This window comes from Corynebacterium sp. HMSC08D02 (genome assembly GCF_001807505.1).
Lineage (GTDB): Bacteria > Actinomycetota > Actinomycetes > Mycobacteriales > Mycobacteriaceae > Corynebacterium > Corynebacterium pseudogenitalium.
Genome location: NZ_KV789252.1, coordinates 225,237 through 241,704, shown reverse-complemented (window position 1 = coordinate 241,704; position 16,468 = coordinate 225,237). Strand labels below are relative to the sequence as shown.

At 55.4% G+C, this 16,468-nt stretch carries 16 protein-coding genes and 5 tRNA genes; 13 read left to right on the top strand and 8 right to left on the bottom strand.

Features of this window, described 5'->3' with window-relative positions:
- Nucleotides 1-60: 60 nt before the first annotated feature.
- The 5 genes from HMPREF3170_RS08025 (at nucleotide 61) to HMPREF3170_RS08005 (ending at nucleotide 517) form a co-directional block, all read left to right on the top strand.
- Nucleotides 61-134: transfer RNA gene (locus HMPREF3170_RS08025), tRNA-Cys, on the top strand.
- A 5-nt stretch (nucleotides 135-139) separates the two neighbouring features.
- Nucleotides 140-211 (top strand) — tRNA-Val (locus HMPREF3170_RS08020).
- 32 nt (nucleotides 212-243) lie between these two features.
- Nucleotides 244-319, top strand: a tRNA-Gly gene (locus tag HMPREF3170_RS08015).
- Nucleotides 320-337: 18 nt separating this feature from the next.
- A tRNA-Val gene (locus tag HMPREF3170_RS08010) sits at nucleotides 338-409 on the top strand.
- A gap of 32 nt (nucleotides 410-441) precedes the next feature.
- Nucleotides 442-517 (top strand) — tRNA-Gly (locus tag HMPREF3170_RS08005).
- A gap of 108 nt (nucleotides 518-625) precedes the next feature.
- Here the strand turns inward: HMPREF3170_RS08005 and HMPREF3170_RS08000 are convergent.
- Nucleotides 626-1,600 carry an asparagine synthase-related protein gene (locus HMPREF3170_RS08000; RefSeq protein WP_070976789.1) on the bottom strand — a complete coding sequence of 325 codons (975 nt, stop codon included), beginning with the start codon at nucleotides 1,598-1,600 and terminating at the stop codon, nucleotides 626-628.
- A complete protein-coding gene (locus tag HMPREF3170_RS07995) occupies nucleotides 1,590-2,885 on the bottom strand; it encodes a hypothetical protein (RefSeq protein WP_070478961.1) in 1,296 nt (431 codons plus the stop codon). The genes HMPREF3170_RS08000 and HMPREF3170_RS07995 overlap by 11 nt, the downstream gene beginning before the upstream one ends.
- A gap of 50 nt (nucleotides 2,886-2,935) precedes the next feature.
- On the opposite strand from HMPREF3170_RS07995, the gene HMPREF3170_RS07990 reads away from it, so the two are divergent.
- Genes HMPREF3170_RS07990 through msrB form a run of 3 tightly spaced genes read left to right on the top strand, consistent with a single transcriptional unit; the run spans nucleotide 2,936 to nucleotide 5,389 of the window.
- On the top strand, nucleotides 2,936-3,691 hold the full coding sequence (locus HMPREF3170_RS07990; protein ID WP_070479004.1) for a pyrimidine reductase family protein: 756 nt from the start codon (nucleotides 2,936-2,938) through the stop codon (nucleotides 3,689-3,691).
- 23 nt (nucleotides 3,692-3,714) lie between these two features.
- On the top strand, nucleotides 3,715-5,031 hold the full coding sequence (locus HMPREF3170_RS07985) for a glycosyltransferase family 87 protein (RefSeq protein WP_246814948.1): 1,317 nt from the start codon (nucleotides 3,715-3,717) through the stop codon (nucleotides 5,029-5,031).
- Nucleotides 4,970-5,389 carry a peptide-methionine (R)-S-oxide reductase MsrB gene (gene msrB, locus HMPREF3170_RS11370; RefSeq protein ID WP_070976779.1) on the top strand — a complete coding sequence of 140 codons (420 nt, stop codon included), beginning with the start codon at nucleotides 4,970-4,972 and terminating at the stop codon, nucleotides 5,387-5,389. The genes HMPREF3170_RS07985 and msrB overlap by 62 nt, the downstream gene beginning before the upstream one ends.
- 55 nt (nucleotides 5,390-5,444) lie before the next feature.
- Here the strand turns inward: msrB and hemQ are convergent, their stop codons facing one another.
- Nucleotides 5,445-6,146: a hydrogen peroxide-dependent heme synthase gene (hemQ, locus tag HMPREF3170_RS07980; protein WP_070362360.1), complete on the bottom strand. Its 702-nt coding sequence runs from the start codon at nucleotides 6,144-6,146 to the stop codon at nucleotides 5,445-5,447.
- A gap of 189 nt (nucleotides 6,147-6,335) precedes the next feature.
- Here hemQ and HMPREF3170_RS07975 point away from each other — a divergent pair, with 189 nt between their 5' ends.
- Nucleotides 6,336-6,911, top strand: a complete 576-nt coding sequence (locus tag HMPREF3170_RS07975; RefSeq protein ID WP_070362359.1) for a DUF3000 domain-containing protein — start codon at nucleotides 6,336-6,338, stop codon at nucleotides 6,909-6,911.
- 17 nt (nucleotides 6,912-6,928) lie between these two features.
- Entirely contained in the window at nucleotides 6,929-8,125 is a 1,197-nt protein-coding gene (locus HMPREF3170_RS07970) for an HRDC domain-containing protein (RefSeq protein WP_070478958.1), read from the top strand.
- Between the two features lie 12 nt (nucleotides 8,126-8,137).
- On the opposite strand, the gene dxs is transcribed toward HMPREF3170_RS07970, so the two are convergent.
- The 4 genes from dxs to dut all read right to left on the bottom strand — a co-directional run bounded on the left by dxs (nucleotide 8,138) and on the right by dut (nucleotide 12,820).
- Nucleotides 8,138-10,075, bottom strand: a complete 1,938-nt coding sequence (dxs, locus tag HMPREF3170_RS07965; RefSeq protein WP_070478956.1) for a 1-deoxy-D-xylulose-5-phosphate synthase — start codon at nucleotides 10,073-10,075, stop codon at nucleotides 8,138-8,140.
- Between the two features lie 73 nt (nucleotides 10,076-10,148).
- Nucleotides 10,149-11,402, bottom strand: coding sequence for a class I SAM-dependent RNA methyltransferase (locus HMPREF3170_RS11365; RefSeq protein WP_083290926.1), 1,254 nt, complete (start codon nucleotides 11,400-11,402; stop codon nucleotides 10,149-10,151).
- Nucleotides 11,402-12,265 (bottom strand): DUF3710 domain-containing protein, encoded by an 864-nt coding sequence (locus HMPREF3170_RS07960; RefSeq protein ID WP_070478954.1) that lies wholly within the window; start codon nucleotides 12,263-12,265, stop codon nucleotides 11,402-11,404. The genes HMPREF3170_RS11365 and HMPREF3170_RS07960 overlap by 1 nt, the downstream gene beginning before the upstream one ends.
- Nucleotides 12,266-12,349: 84 nt before the next feature.
- Nucleotides 12,350-12,820: a dUTP diphosphatase gene (dut, locus tag HMPREF3170_RS07955; RefSeq protein ID WP_070362355.1), complete on the bottom strand. Its 471-nt coding sequence runs from the start codon at nucleotides 12,818-12,820 to the stop codon at nucleotides 12,350-12,352.
- A gap of 85 nt (nucleotides 12,821-12,905) precedes the next feature.
- Between dut and HMPREF3170_RS07950 the strand changes: the two genes are divergently transcribed.
- A complete protein-coding gene (locus HMPREF3170_RS07950) occupies nucleotides 12,906-13,412 on the top strand; it encodes a DUF3093 domain-containing protein (RefSeq protein ID WP_070362354.1) in 507 nt (168 codons plus the stop codon).
- 26 nt (nucleotides 13,413-13,438) lie between these two features.
- Here HMPREF3170_RS07950 and HMPREF3170_RS07945 read toward each other — a convergent pair whose 3' ends face one another.
- Nucleotides 13,439-13,732 (bottom strand): DUF4193 domain-containing protein, encoded by a 294-nt coding sequence (locus HMPREF3170_RS07945; RefSeq protein ID WP_070363501.1) that lies wholly within the window; start codon nucleotides 13,730-13,732, stop codon nucleotides 13,439-13,441.
- A 292-nt stretch (nucleotides 13,733-14,024) separates the two neighbouring features.
- Between HMPREF3170_RS07945 and ppgK the strand changes: the two genes are divergently transcribed.
- Together ppgK and HMPREF3170_RS07935 are read left to right on the top strand one after the other, a co-directional pair.
- Nucleotides 14,025-14,807 carry a polyphosphate--glucose phosphotransferase gene (gene ppgK / locus HMPREF3170_RS07940; protein ID WP_070363500.1) on the top strand — a complete coding sequence of 261 codons (783 nt, stop codon included), beginning with the start codon at nucleotides 14,025-14,027 and terminating at the stop codon, nucleotides 14,805-14,807.
- A gap of 210 nt (nucleotides 14,808-15,017) precedes the next feature.
- Nucleotides 15,018-16,457 (top strand): RNA polymerase sigma factor, encoded by a 1,440-nt coding sequence (locus HMPREF3170_RS07935; protein WP_070478953.1) that lies wholly within the window; start codon nucleotides 15,018-15,020, stop codon nucleotides 16,455-16,457.
- Nucleotides 16,458-16,468 lie beyond the last annotated feature (11 nt).

The window sequence follows — 16,468 nt, the reverse complement described above, 5'->3', positions numbered from 1 at the left end:
GTCGCGAGTTCGAGTCTCGTCATCCGCTCCAAGTACTTTCAGTACTTCGGAGGTACTCACGGTGGATTGGTCGAGTGGTTAGGCAACGGTCTGCAAAACCGTGTACACGGGTTCGATTCCCGTATCCACCTCCAACCTCGCGCGATTAGCTCAGCGGTAGAGCACTACCTCGACACGGTAGGGGTCACTGGTTCGATCCCAGTATCGCGCACAGAGCCGCACAGCTCTTTTCAAAATGTGCATGCGGATGTAGCGCAGTTGGTAGCGCATCACCTTGCCAAGGTGAGGGTCGCGAGTTCGAGTCTCGTCATCCGCTCCAAGTGTCTTTAGACACTCTGCGCGATTAGCTCAGCGGTAGAGCACTACCTCGACACGGTAGGGGTCACTGGTTCGATCCCAGTATCGCGCACAGAGCCGCACAGCTCTTTTCAAAATGTGCATGCGGATGTAGCGCAGTTGGTAGCGCATCACCTTGCCAAGGTGAGGGTCGCGAGTTCGAGTCTCGTCATCCGCTCCACATAGGCTCACGCCCTCGGGATTCCCGAGGGCGTGAGTTTTCTCATATCGGTTGGACGCCGCGGTTTCAGTGTGCCTTGGCCCACATATATCTAGGGACGGGGGCCTCCTACTCACCGCGCGCCTGGGTTTTCAGCTGTTCGAGGAACATGCGAGCCACCGTAAACTCCAACGGTTCCCTCATCGGGTCGGAGTACGTCTTCTCCCCCGCCCGGCGCGTCAGCTGTTCCCGTACGAGCGTGACAATGGCGTCTACGCCTCCTGATGAGACTTGCATCGGGTTTTTCGTGGTCTGCACGAGTTCCGGACTGATTCCCATGTCTGCAGCGATGCGACGGAAGAGCGCCTTGTCTTGTGCGATGTCGGCCCCACGGATGACTCGTGGGTGGATGCGCAGTGCGAGGTCGACTGCCTCGTGTGTCTGCCAAACCTGAATGTGGCGCTCGGGGTCTGCGATGAGGCGCTCGTAGAAGTCCGGGATGAAACGTTGCCTGGTGAAGTTTGCCTTGATCCCTCGGCGTACCTGGTCATCCCACAGTTGGAGGTAATTGTTGGCTGCTGTATCGATGGTTTTTCCGCCGAGAAACAGTGCGTCCGCACCTGCCCCTGTGATGAGTGCGCCGTCGGCATGATACTCCTGCCTGTACGTGTCGATGGCTACCAAAATGGCCCCAGAGAGCACTTCCCAAGGTTCCACGGTGTCGAGGCGCTCGATGGTTTCCTTGAGCAGCGTCTCCAGCGCTTCCCCGCGTGGGGCGACGACGTGATGCTCGAAGCCGAGTGCGCGGGCCACCTCACTCGCCACCTTGGTCTCCTCCGCTGCCTGTTGCGAGGAGTCTTGGCTGAACGTCACCGCGAGGACGTCGGTACGCAGTTGGGCGAGCACCGCGGCGATGAGGATCGAGTCGACGCCGCCGGAGAGCATGAGAGTGGGGCGCCCCGGCCAGCGCCCGAGCACCGCTGTGAGGCGTGCACGCAGGTAGTCGACGACAGCGTGTTTAGCTGGCGCATATTCGGTGATCTCGTATGTACCTGGCTCGATGCTGCGCTCGTCGGCGACGTATTCGCAGCCTTTATCCGTCACAGCCAATTTTCGTCCTTTCCTCAAGCGCTGCAATTCGCTGCTGCAGCTCTCGTATTTGTTTCCGTCGCGTTTTCATCACCACCGGTTCGGCGTGCGTATGGCGGTAGACCGCCACGTGCACCATCCAGGAGAATGCGCCCAGGATGACCCCGGCGGTAAGGATCAGGCCGAAGCGTTCAAAGGTGCCAATCTGTTCTAGCCCTGCGAGCGAGATGTTGAAAGACAGCACCCCAATGACAGCGAGGAAGACAGACAGAATCTCTATGCTCCGTAAGAGACTGTTGCGTGACTCTGCTTCAATCCTCTCCGACATCCGCTCTACTTCGGCGCCGACGTGCGCAAGCTCTGCATCTACACGTCCTTGAATGGAGTTTTGTACCTGCCGTTCGGTGGCAATCATCATCCGGTAGGAGACGAACTCCCCGTGCAGCGCTGTGGCATCCGCGGGTAGGTTCTTAATGGCCATCTGCACAGAGTGAAGTGCCTCGGCGTAAAAGTCGTCCCGGGAACGAACCGTGTGTCCCGAGAACACGTCGGAGCGTGGTGCTGCTTCGATGGCTGCCATGCGGCGGTATCCCTCGGCACGCCGGTAGTGCGCGATGTAGTCGTTTGGCGAGTGATAGCGCAAGATTGCCTCAGAGAAGGCGAGTATTTGCTCCCCATACTCGGTGTCTGGGTAGAGCCACAACCCGTGGAGCATGAGATGTTTGAGCTTCAGTGGCACTTGTTCCAGCTGAGAAACGGCATGCTCGTTCCCGTCGCTGGGTGGGGCTCCCACGGCGTCGAAGACGTGCTGCGGGTCAATCCTACGACCCGAGAGCAGCCTGGCGAAGGTGAGAAAAACCTGGTTGAGGTTGACGGTCACCGACAGGTTGTGGAAGCGCAGGGGCGCATCGTTCGCCATATCGAGTACGCGCCGGATGCCATCGTGGTCGAAGTTGAAGCGATGGAGTTGCAGCTCGATAAGGATGAGCGCGAACTCTGCAGTGCGAGACTGCCTTGCCCATTCCGGCAACAGCCGAAGCCATTCCTCGTTGTGCTCACCGAGGCAGCGCTCACGTGCCTTCCATGTTGCGTCGGTCACGGCGTTGAACATCGCTTCAAACGCATCGATTTCACGGTAGACGGTCTCACCGAACACCGCGTCTGCAAGTACGCAGACCTGCTGTTTCCAATCGGCATCTGCCACGTCTGGGTCAAAGAGCGCTGCGAAGAGCCGGTCAGGGTTCTCGCCACCTATCCATACCCGCTGCGCCTCTTCCACGAGCGGAAAACGATCGAGCACGTGCTGTCTCCTTTTAAAATCCTGGCAGTCAGATGTGTACGCTTGACGCCATGATAGACGCGAGCCGCACTTTCGAACCAGCTGAATTGCTGGGCACTGTGCTGCCCGCTTCAGTCCCGGAACTGCGTCTGCTTGCGGTCATGACACTTTCCGGCGCGGCCTCTCTCGATGGCACCTCCCGCTCCCTTGGCAACGCCATCGATGCCGCGCTGCTCAACCTGCTGCGTGTGTGGTCCGACGCTGTCTTAGTCGGTGGAGGCACCGCGCGGGCGGAAAACTACTTCGGAGTCAAGTGCACCGACGAGGACAAGGCCGAACGTCGGTCCCGCGGGCAGGCGGAGGTCCCACCGCTTGCGATCATCACCGAAAGCTTCGAGTTTGACGTGGACACACAGTTGTTTTACGACACGGAGGTGCCTCCGCTTTTCCTCGCTCCGGAGCACCACGTCGACGATCCGGAGCTCGCCGAGCGTCGAGAAGCACTCCTGCACGCGGGCGGCCGCATTCTGTCCACTGGCGATGGCACTGCACGCTCAATTATCGATGCCCTGCACGCCCAGGGCTTTAACCGCATCGTTTGCGAGGGCGGACCTGGACTCTACGACATGCTCCTGACTGCTGGGCTCGGTGACATTTTGCACCTGACCATCGACCCTACGTTGCAAGGCAAGGTAGAAAAGCCCCTCTTCGGCGGAGGTGGAGACTATGCCACCCCGCTCGAGCTCGAAGACGTGCGGGTGAGCGAGGACTCGACGATGTTCGTGCGCTACCGTCTGTGGGGCACTGCTGCTTCCCACGAGGGGTAACTGCATTCGGTACTGTTATGCAAGTGACGTACGCACAAGACACTCCCCCCGCCTGGGCGCAGCGCCTGAACAACATCTGGACCGCTCCTGCCCCACAGAATGGCTCGCACACCACAGCGGCAACGCGCACGCTACAAACCGCCGCTAACGCAGCTGCCTGGCCACTGGCACTTCTGCTCACCATCCACCGAGTTGCCGTTCTTGCAAGGCACGGCTCCCAGACCGACGACTTCACCACCGTGTGGGCTGCCACCCGTCGCTTTGTCGAGCGCGTCCCCGTCTACAACGAGGTGTATCACCACGTCGATCCGCACTATCTTTACAATCCTGGAGCTACGCTACTGCTCTCACCTTTGGGCCTGTTTGACGACGCCTCGCTGATCCGTCCACTCTTTGTTTTAGTAAACACCGCCGCCATTCTTGCGGCACTTGGAATCCTCACGAAGCTCAGTGGAAAACCGCTGAGCCACCCGCTGCTACCTATCAGCATCGTGCTCAGTTTCTGCACCGAGTCAGTTGTGAACACACTCGTCTTTTCGAACATCAATGGTGTATTGCTGCTCCTCTTTACCGTATTCCTCTATAGCTATACTCACAGGCGCTTTGCGTTAGCCGGCGTCTGCCTAGGCCTCGCCATACTGGTCAAGCCGATGTTTGCCCCCTTGGTGGTGTTGCCACTCATGCAACTCCGCTGGCGTTGCGTCGTACCGAGTGTCCTAGTTCCCGTGCTCTTCAACGTTGTCGCATGGCCAATGACACCGGGCGCCCGCGATTACATCGATGTCGTCGTCCCCTATCTAAAGATCACCCGCGACTATGCCAATTCATCGCTTGCCGGCTTCACGACTTACTTTGGCTTTCCGACGCAGTTCTACGACGCACTATTCGTCTTTTTCGGCATCACTGTCGCTATAGCGGTCCTGGGGCTTGCCCGCTGGCGCTGGTCAGACGAGCTCCTATGGCTCACGTTTAGCTCCACGGTTTTACTCGCGGGTGTATGTTTGCTCTCGTCCCTCGGCCAGGCTTACTACTCGATGATGCTCTTCCCGGCGGCTTTCACTGTTCTTTCAGCACGAAGCCCAATGCACACCAGCGGCCCCTGGATCGGACTATTTTTCTGCCTTGCACCGTTACAATGGACGACACTTCGAAACCCTCTCATCGGGAACTGGATTACTACATTCCTCCCCACATTGGGTTGGGCTGTGTTCATCGTATCGACGGCCACCTGGGTACTCACAACAGTGTTCACAACAAAGAAAGGCGACAGAGACCCTCATGACAGAGAATCGTTTTCAGCAGATGACGGAAGCAGAGTGGAAAGCTCACCTCGCCCCTGAGGAATTCCGTGTACTTCGGCAAGCCGGCACCGAAGCACCTGGAGTTGGTGAGTACACCGACCATTTCGAAGAAGGCATCTACGTGTGCCGCGCATGCGGCGCAGAGTTGTTCCGCTCTACAACGAAGTTCGACGCCCACTGCGGGTGGCCAGCGTTCTACGCTCCTGATAGCGAAGCCGCCGTCATCAAGCGAGCCGATTACTCTCTCGGGATGGTAAGAACTGAGGTGCTTTGCGCTCAATGCCATTCCCACCTGGGGCATGTATTCGAGGGTGAGGGTTTCAACACACCAACCGATCAGAGATACTGCATCAATTCAATTTCTCTGAAGTTTGATGCCCCAAGAAAGGACGATTAAAGAACTCCCCCAGCGCCGAGATGCGCTGAGGGAGTTTTTGATTTCGCAATGCCAGCTACGGCAGAACCTTTATGACGTCAGCAATGCTTGCGACGCGGCGCCCGGTCTGGAACGGGATTTCTTCTCGGACGTGAAGGCGCGCTTCTGTGTAGCGCATCGTCTTCATAAGTGACTCAATACGCTCCAGCGTGTCCGCCTCGAACGAAAGCATCCACTCATAGTCGCCAAGGACAAAGGCCTCGACGGTGTTGGCACGAACGTCTGCATAGTCGCGTGCTGCCATGCCATGCTCCATTAGGATCTTGCGACGCTTCTCAGGCTCCATTACGTACCAGTCGTATGAACGAACGAATGGGTACACCGTAATCCAGTCCTTCGGATCCTCCCCCATGATGAAGCTCGGAAGATGCGATTTGTTGAACTCCGCAGGGCGGTGAATTCCATTACCGAGCCACGAAACCTCCAACAGCTGACCGAACGCAGTGTCACGGCGGAATCGCGCGAGTGCATCCTGGATGTACTCAAATTCCTCCGCATGCCACCAGATCATGAAGTCCGCGTCAGCCCGAATACCAGTGTTGTCATAGATACCACGTACGACAACTTTCCCTTCCTCTTTGAGCTGCTCAAAGAACTTTTCTGCTTCTGCGATAACTTCGTCGCGCTCGGTACCAAGTGCACCTGGGATCGCACGAAATACCGCGTACTGCAGGTAGCGCTGGGTTGCGTTCAGCTTTTCGTAGTCAAGCTTCGCCATTTAAACTCTCCTTCTGAGATTCACGGAAACACGTTGGATGCCAAGGCGACCAACCGTCGCTATAAAAACATACATCAAACGAAAGTACTAGTTCAGTGTACACTTCGCTGCAAACGCTGAATCTTGCGAACCAATATACGGCGCGCCTCGCCCCCTCAAAGCCGCATCCTCATTAGCTTGGTTGGCGTGATGAACTCGGATACCACCTCCCCAAGCGAGAGCGCGTCGACTCCTGCGGAGTTCACCGCAGCGGTCGAATCGATGCATAAGGCTCAAGTGCGCCCAGAAATCTCCATCGGTACCATTCGGCCTCCTCAGCGGCCTGCACCGTTTAGCCACGCCGTTGGGCTTGAGGTTATCCAGACCAAGCCAGACCAAGGTGACGCGTTCGGTCGCCTCATCCTGCTTCATTCCCCCGACGCTGAAGAGGCCTGGGAGGGTTCAATGCGACTAGTCGCCTATATCCAGGCAGATATGGACGATGCTGTTGCGGCGGATCCACTTCTCCCCGATGTGGCATGGCAGTGGCTTAACGAGTCGCTCGATGGCAATGGGGCCGGGTTTACCAACCTTGGAGGTACGGTAACCTCCACAGCTTCCGTCCGCTACGGGGAGATTGGCGGCCCTCCGCGGGCGTACCAATTGGAGATGCGCGCATCTTGGACAGCTGAAGGAATTGATCTGTCATCACATGTGGAAGCGTTTGCAAATGTCCTCAGTTTAGTGGCGGGTCTGCCACCCGAAGGTGTGCGAACTATTTCGTAGCATTAGTATGTGTACGCATGGAAGTGAATTTGTCCTACACCTTTGTCGATCATCCATCGCAGTTTGCCGAGGTAGCTGATCGATTAGCCGAAGGACTTGGTCCTTTTTGTATCGATACCGAACGAGCCGGCGCGTACCGCTACGATGACCGAGCATTCCTCGTACAGATCTACCGCAAAGACGCGGGAACGTTCCTCATTGCCCCTGAGCACTATCGAGACGAGTTCGAACAGTACTTTGCACCAGTCTGCAATGATCAGGAGTGGGTAATACACGCGGCGAGAGAGGATCTACCGTGTCTCGCGCAATTAGGATTACGTCCGTCCACTATTTTCGATACCGAACTTGCAGCACGATTTGCAGGCTACCCAGCAACCAAACTTGGCGTGTTGGTAAAGGAGTTTTGCCAAGTCTCACTTCCCAAGCAGCACGGCGATGCCGATTGGTCACAGACACCACTGACCGACTCAATGCTCGAGTACGCAGCGCAGGACGTTATTTACCTGCCCCACCTTGAACAGGCCTTAGTACACCTCCTCGATATGCAAGGCAAACTTGAATACGCGAATCAAGAATTTGCTCATTTGGTAGCTACGCGTTCAAACCCGGGGGTAAAGAAACATTCTTGGCTCGATATACCCCAGGTTTCGGACAAATTGTCGGATCTCGAGCTCACTTTGACGAAGTGGCTTTGGGATGCTCGCGATTGTTTTGCCTACGACCAAGACATAGCTCCGGGATTAGTACTTCCGAACAAGATGCTGGTACCACTGGCTCAGTCCCGCCCAACGACCGTTGACGAATTGCTGGCGTTTGACGGTGCAACCCATGCGCTCACCACCTATCCATACTTCTGGCTCGAGACAATCCATGATGCGCTGTTATCCCCATTTGAAACCGCACTGAGGGAACAACTTCGCTTACCTACTAGGAAAAGCATTTGGGAGTGGACAAGGCACAACAAAGTGGCGCTACGTACGCGACAAAACATAAACAATCGGGTCGCCGAAATCGCCGAGACTCTTAAGATCCGCAAAGAGCTGATTTTGACGAACAAGGTCCTCGAACGGACCATATGGACCGCCTTCCACGAACGTCTAGATTGGCCAATGGAATACACCCGTCCCCTGCTCAAGCAGATGGGACTGCGCGAATGGCAAATAGACTTCCTAGCACCTATTTTCGTGGCGGAACAGCCGGAACCTCGCCGCTAGGCAGCGAGTGCCTTATTGATCGCGGTCCTCAAGGCCGCGTACCCACTCGCGAATCTTTTTCGTCGCAGCTGACTCGTCCATACCGAATTCTTCAAAGATCTGTTCCCGGGAAGCGTGCTCTGGGAACACCTGAGGAAATGCAATATGCCGCAGCGGTGTGTCGATTTCAGCGTAGGACAACGCTTCTGCAATTGCTGAACCAACGCCTCCATGCACGATCCCGTCTTCATACACCACGACAAGATCGGACTCAACCGCAAGCTCGAGAATATCAGGGGAAACAGGCACAACCCAACGAGGATCTACCAGGGTAACTCGAACATTGTCCGATTCCAATCGTTCAGCGACCCGTAGTGCCGAATCCGCAAAAACTCCCACTGCAACAATCAACACATCAACTGTCTGGTCACTTTCATCATCTTGCGCAGTCGATGATGGCTCTCGAAGAATATCGACGCCACCTGGCAGCCGCTTAATAGCTGCTCGGTTCTCGCCGACGTTCCCCTTAGGGAAGCGGACGACAGTTGGCCCGTCCTTAACAGTCAAAGCTTCCCTAAACAGTTCCCTTAGCTGCTGCGGATCGCGAGGCGCCGCGACACGAATATTTGGGACGATCGACGTCAGCGCCATATCCCACACGCCGTTGTGGCTTGCGCCGTCCGTACCAGTGACGCCCGCTCTATCGAGCACTACAGTCAACGGCTGCTTGATAAGTGCTGCGTCCATCAGGAGCTGATCGAAAGCTCGGTTCAAAAATGTGGAGTAGACCGCGACAACGGGGTGCAGTCCCCCGAGAGCAAGCCCGCTGGCAGAGGCAATCGCATGCTGCTCCGCAATACCGACATCAAAAAATCTATCAGGAAATTCCTCTGCGAACGGTACAAGGCCTGTCGGCCCAGCCATAGCGGCCGTGATTGCGACAATGTCACGTCGAGTCCTAGCGGCGTCGAGAAGTTCCTCGGTGAAAATTGATGTCCACCCTGGCTTGGACTTCTTCAGAGTTTCTCCTGTAACAGGGTCAATCGCACCAGTGGAGTGCATTTGGTCGGCGATGTTGTTAACTGCGGGGGCGAAGCCGTGGCCTTTCTCAGTCACAACATGCACAATCAAGGGCCCCTCGTAGGTCTTCGCGTACTCGAAAGCGCTTAGCAACGCCGTGAGGTCGTGACCTTCTACTGGCCCAACGTACTTCATCCCCAGCTCCGGGAACATCTCTGTTGGGATAACCTGGGCCTTCACTCCTTCTTTCAGCGCATGAAGCGCTTCAAACGTCCGTTCTCCGACCCAACCCATCGACTTGAGGGTCTTCTTACCGGATTCCATTACGTCGTCGTAGCCGGGTTTCATGCGCAAAGCTGCGAGCTGATCACGAAGGCGAGTCAGGTTGTTCGCAAAACCACCAATAGTTGGCGAATACGAGCGACCATTGTCATTTACGACTATGACTACGTTGCGTTCTGCGGCTGCAATGTTGTTCAGCGCTTCCCAGCACATCCCACCTGTCAGTGCACCGTCACCGACGACGGCGACAACATTTTCGTCGCCCTTGCCCTGAATGTACTTGGCTTTCGCTAAGCCATCTGCAATTGAAAGCGAAGCACTCGCGTGCGATGACTCAGTCCAATCATGTTCCGACTCCGAGCGCGAGGTATAGCCAGAAAGACCGTCTTTCTGACGCAAGGAATCAAACTGACCAGCACGCCCGGTCAGAATTTTATGCACGTACGACTGGTGAGAGGTATCAAAAACGACCGGTTCCGTTGGCGAGTCGAATACGTAATGCAGTGCAATTGTCAACTCGACAACGCCGAGGTTCGGCCCCAGGTGACCTCCCGTTGCTGACACCTTCTCAATTAAAAACTGGCGTACTTCATCAGCGAGATCTGATAATTCCCCAGGCGCCAACGACTTCAAATCCGCTGGCGAATTGAGTTTACCTATCAGTCCCACGGTCCTCTACTTCTCCTTTAGAACAAGCAATAGTTGACGCTAGTTTACACCTTGCGGGGCGCACGCCCCATTCCTAATGAGGACGCAGAGGCTCCAGGCATGCAAGCGTTTCAAAGTGATGCGTTCCTGGAAATGCATCGATGACTTTTATCTCAGTTACGTGATATCCGCATGCTCCCCAACTTGCTAAATCTCTAGCAAATGTTGCCGGATCGCACCCAATGTGAATCACTCGCTGCGGACTCGCCGCTGCGATATCATGAATCACTTTGTCTCCAGCACCAGTTCGAGGAGGGTCGAGCACAACCAGGCCCGCGGGGGGCAAGGATCGAATTCCTGTTTCTACCCGGGAGTTGACTTTGTTGACGTCGAGGCTTGCAAGTGCAGGCTGAGAATGCGCCATCGCGGACTTCGAATAGTCGACGGTTGCAACCGGACCACCACCGAGTGCCGCGGACATGGATGGAACAAAGAGCCCTACTCCGCCATAGAGGTCCCAACCGGAATTGTTCTGATAAGGCCTCCCCGCAAGGGACCACTCACGCACCAGATCTGCATATGCCGACGGTGCACTACGGTGCGCCTGCCAAAACGCAGTCGCCGGAAACTCAAACCTATCGTTTCCGACCATTTCTACGATGTTGCCGGAGCCTTCAACCGTACGGTCTATTCGTTCCACGCGCCGTCCGCGTTGGACTTTGCTCGTTTCAACGACATGCCGGTTCCCGAGAGAATCGATGACGACGACTATCTCAGACCCAGGAGTAAATCGTCGTGCCCCATCGCCAACAATCCCGTCAAACAGTTCCGGCATCGCCTGAGTACAACGCTCGGCGACGACGTCATTGGAACGTGCTTTCCTGAAACCGGCACGCCCCTGCGCATCAGTGCCGAGTCGGATACGCGTCCGCCATCCGGTCGTAGGCGCTAAAGCCTGAACCGAAATGGCGGTGAGATCAATGCCATCAAGCACACCAGATGGACGTGCCATTTTTTCAAGCTGTCCAACAAGTACCTCTGTTTTGGCGGCCCGCTGCAGAGATTCACTCATATGCGCAAAGTCGCAGCAGCCCGCACCTGCCGCAGCAGCAGGACATCCTACCTTCACTCGATCTGGTGAAGTTTGTTGTATCTCGAGCAGTTCACCGCGAGCCCACCGCTTTTTCACTTTCAGCAGTTTGACGGTCGCTGTTTCTCCAGGTAGAGCGCCTTGCACGAAGACAACTCGTCCGTCATTGGCAAGGGCAATAGCCTCACCGCCGTGAGCAAAGGCGTGGAATGTGACTTGAATGCTGTCGCCTGGTGTCAGCGATGGTTGGGCACTCATTAATTATTCTTATTCGCTTCGTTGTTTTGTGCGATGATCTGTTTCAGCGCGTCACTCAGGGCGTTCGGGTTTCCAGCCTGTGGGCTCTGCTGCTGCGACTCCTGCGCAGCCCGCTCCTGTACAGCCTGCTGCACCTGCCGAGCCAACTGCGCAGGCAGGACGACTGGCAAAGAGTTACCCGCCAAAATTGGGTCCGGACCGCGGTAAACAAAGCTGCGTGCTACGACTTCCCGCCCGAGCTCAGCAAGCTGTTCTTCCATTCCCGCCGGAGCGGCCAACGTGACACGGTACAGCCATCGAGGCGCCTCAACACCGATGATGCGGATCACACCGTTAGCGCCAGTACCAACGATTTCGGTTCCCCAGGGGCCCTCTTCAAACTCGACAGGCATGTCCTCGTTCTTCATGCCCTCGGCAATTTCTTCTGCCGATTCGGCCCACAGGCCGCCGTTACGCGGTGCAGCGAAAGCAACCGGAGTGATGCGACCGTACCTGGTAACGATGTGCACCATCTTCGGGCCGTTCTCGCCCATTTCAACCTGCACCTGCGAATCCTTTGGCAGCGGAATCTGCATTGATCCGAGGTTGAGGTTCACCTGGGAGAAGTCAGAAAAATCGAACTCCTCAATGTCGACGTTGTCGCCGTCGAACGGACCGGTAGATCCACTGATTGGATCATAATCGGCAAGAGTACCAGTGGCTGATGGAGTCTGGGATGGATCAGTATCCGCTGCAATCCCCGTGTCCTGAGACTTTGGTGCTGTGACCTCTAGATCGTCGTTGGTCTCTGCCTCCGTCTGAGCGGGGGCAGCGTCTTCCTTCTGCTGGTCTTTCTTCTTTTTACCAAATGGCCACCATGCCATGGGTGATCACCTTTCGAGTGAAGTTGTGTATTTCAAAAAAGTTTCTTCGGGTGAGAATTACTCTAGTACGGGCCCAATGTGGCCTCAGGCGAGCCCCGTTGATCCGTATCCTTGGGCACCACGCTGGGTATCGTCAAGCTCGGAAACTTCGACGAAGTCAACCAACTCGACTTTTTGCACCACTAGTTGAGCAATCCGCATTCCTCGTTCAACTGTAAACGAACATTCACGGTCGGTATTAAGAAGGCAAATCTTCAACTCCCCTCGATACTGGGCATCAATGGTGCCTGGCGTGTTCACAATAGAAATCCCGTGTTTGGCAGCGAGTCCCGAACGAGGATGAATGAGCCCGACAGTTCCCATGGGCAACGCGACAGCAATTCCGGTGCCGATGAGCGCCCGTTCGCCGGGAGCCAATGTCCGTGTTTCCGAGGAGTAAAGGTCCGCCCCGGCGTCACCTTCATGCGCTCGTTTAGGAAGCGGCATGTCTGGATCAAGACGTTTTACTGAAATTGGTTCAAGAGAGGTCACTTCATACACCTTACGGGATTCCATTGCGTGTGCATTCTTAAGATAATTTCGCCTAGTGTTATTGGGTAACGTATTCGGGAGTACATCGAATTGACGAGTTGATGAGGGTATGAATAGCAACCAAAACGCACCGGCATCCAGTGGTTCCAAAGTCTTATATACGGAGCGTCAATGGGTGCCTTGGTACTGGTGGATCATCGGTGCAGCATTAACGCTGCTCATCGGGGCACAACTTACGCTCAACCGCAATATTTGGTGGTTTATTATCCCCGTGCTCGTTATCGGAAGTTTAGTTTTTTGGTTCTTGACATGGCTTTCGAAAACTACAATTGCGGTCGAGCAAGACAGCGACGGCACTCGTTGGCTCGTCGTTGACGACGCCAACTTACCCAACACCGTTGTCAGCAGATCTATGGTTGTCCCTGCATCAGCGAAGCGAAATGCTCTCGGACGACAGTTAGACCCAGCTGCTTTCTTGGTATCGCATGGTTGGGTGAAAGAACATATTCTGCTTGTCTTGGACGATCCTCAGGACCCAACCCCCTACTGGCTAATTGCTGCGAAAGAACCGGAGAAAATCCTCGGAATGTTTTTGCCTGAGCAGCGGACCGCCTAGGGATCGCGCGACTGCGTTGCTCGCTACTACTCGCAGTCGAGGCAAATCTTCTGGCCGTCTTCGGTTTCGTAAGCCAGCCGATTCTTTTTCTGAACCAAATAGCAAGACGCACAAGTGAATTCGTTATCTTGGCGAGGCTTTACCTCAACGTTCAGTTCCTCACCAGACAGATCTTGAAGTGGCGGTTCAAACGGTTCAACGATTTCACCGTCATCATCCATGCTGCTGCCCGCAACCTCCGCAGCCTTCAAGCCCTCGAGGGAGTCAGTCTCAAGCTCGTCTTCTGCGCGCTTACGCGGTGCATCGTAATCGGTCGCCATGGTGGTGGTGCCTCCAGGAGTAGTCAAGTTCAGCAATGCCTAGGCCCGTTGAGGAGATACGCTTCCTATAGATGAGCCTCAGCCTTTTTATTGGTTTGGAGCCGAATAATAAAGCACACAAAGCTATATGTCATATTACAAGGTCAGCAGGCCAATACCCACGGGTTCCCTACACATCAAAGGCTTTATAGCTAATTAAAGTACAGCGACGTCAACCCGCTCGTTCTAGGTACCGCGCTCCTAAATATTTTCCTACATGCGCAATGAGCACACCTTTTGTATGCTCAATGTTATGACTACAACAAGTGGAATTGATGGTGCCCAAGAGCACTATGGTATGGGCGTCGATGTCGGCGGTTCTGGAATCAAGGGCGCCATCGTCAACCTCAAAACCGGAGAATTCGTCGGCGACAGGATCAAGATCGCAACTCCTCAGCCAGCTACACCTGAAGCTGTTGCATCAACAGTCGCAGAGATCGTCCGTCTCCACGAATGGGACGGCCCTGTGGGAGTAACGCTGCCGTCGGTGATTCAGCATCAGATCGCAAAGAGCGCAGCTAACATCGACCCGTCGTGGATCGACACCGATGTGCATGAGCTCTTTGAGCAGCATCTCCCTGAGCGCTCTGTCACTGTATTAAACGACGCCGACGCCGCGGGGCTTGCTGAAGTTGCCTTTGGCAATGAACGAGCCCGAAACGGTTCTGTCATATTCCTCACGTTTGGCACTGGTATTGGTTCAGCGTTCCTGGTTAATGGGCACCTCTTCCCTAACACAGAAATTGGCCATTTAATCGTCAATAGGAAGGAAGCAGAGCACGTCGCCTCCTCAGCTGTAAAGCAGAGGGAAGACCTGAGCTTCAAGAAGTGGGCGAAGCGAGTTGATAAGGTGCTGCACGAATACGCGCGACTGTTTAATCCAGAGTGTTTCGTCGTCGGTGGTGGCATCTCGCGGAAATCTGACAAATGGGTCCCTCTATTGACTGTCGACACTCCTGTCGTCGTGGCCACTCTTCGCAACCGAGCAGGCATTGTCGGAGCAGCGATGGCGGCCAATGAGCACCTCGCACCGTAACTAGCGAGACTCGGCGTCTAACACAAAGCAGCTTGACAATGCTGTTAAGATAGGCGTTCTGAAAAATCAGCACAGTTTGCGTACGCTAGGAAGGCAGACCGGCGTTTGCTGGTCTGCTTTCACCAGAGTGACTTTCTTTCCATCCATTGTTGGAGGAAGTCTCGGTGTCCGCAAAAGCATCAATCAGTTCACAAAGGCGAAAGGGCGTACGTGGTAGCCAGCGAAGCTTCAGGCAAAAACTCCGTCAACGATGCGGCAGAGAGCACTTCCGGCGGCGTAACCGACGGCACAACGACCGCCAAGAAAGCCACCAAAAAAGCAGCCAAGAAAACCGCCAAAAAGGCTGCCAAAAAGACCGCCAAGAAGACTGCGAAGAAAACAGCACGCAAAACCGCGAAAAAGGCGTCAAAGGTAGCTAAGAAAGCGAAGAAGACAGTAAAGAAAACCGCCGCAAAGAAGGCTGCTTCACCCGCAACTGATGAGGTCACCAGCGACGACTCCGCGCTGGAAGAAACGGACGAATCGCTCGACGATTCTGACCAGGAGCAGGACTTCGACCCGCTGACGGCTGAAGAAGATGACGAAGAATTTGACGAGCATCTTGGTGATGACGACGAGGAAAAAGAAGACGAGGAAGACGACGGATCTTCTGTCTGGGATATCGAGGAATCTGCTGCACTTCGCCAAGCCCGCAAGGACGCTCAGCTCACCGCATCTGCGGACTCTGTCCGTGCGTATTTGAAGCAAATAGGTAAGGTTGCTCTGCTCGATGCTGAGCAGGAGGTTTCTCTCGCGAAGCGCATTGAAGCTGGTCTCTACGCGCAACACCGACTCGACGAGATGGCCCGTGCAGCTGAGGAGGGAGACAAGGAAGCACGCCTTACCCCTGCGGTTAAGCGCGACTTCCGCGCCGTCGCCCGAGACGGTCGCAAGGCGAAGAACCATCTGCTCGAAGCTAACCTTCGACTCGTGGTTTCGCTGGCAAAGCGCTACACCGGTCGCGGTATGGCCTTCTTGGACCTCATCCAGGAGGGCAACCTCGGTCTCATCCGTGCAGTTGAAAAGTTCGACTATTCCAAGGGCTACAAGTTTTCCACCTATGCAACGTGGTGGATCCGCCAGGCAATTACACGTGCCATGGCAGACCAGGCTCGAACCATTCGCATCCCGGTGCACATGGTCGAGGTCATCAACAAGCTTGGCCGTATCCAGCGTGAGCTTCTACAAGATCTTGGACGCGAACCTACACCGCTTGAACTCGCAAAAGAGATGGACATCACCGAAGAGAAGGTGTTGGAGATCCAGCAGTACGCCCGTGAGCCGATCTCATTGGATCAGACGATCGGCGATGAAGGCGACAGCCAACTCGGTGATTTCATCGAAGACTCCGAAGCCGTTGTGGCAGTCGACGCTGTTTCCTTTACGCTTCTTCAGGACCAACTTCAGGATGTCCTCCACACACTTTCCGAGCGTGAGGCCGGCGTCGTGCGGCTCCGCTTCGGCTTGACCGATGGCATGCCTCGCACGCTAGATGAAATCGGCCAGGTGTACGGTGTGACACGCGAACGCATCCGGCAGATCGAGTCCAAGACGATGTCGAAGCTTCGCCACCCGTCGCGTTCACAGGTGCTGCGCGATTACCTCGATTAAATGCGTTTCTA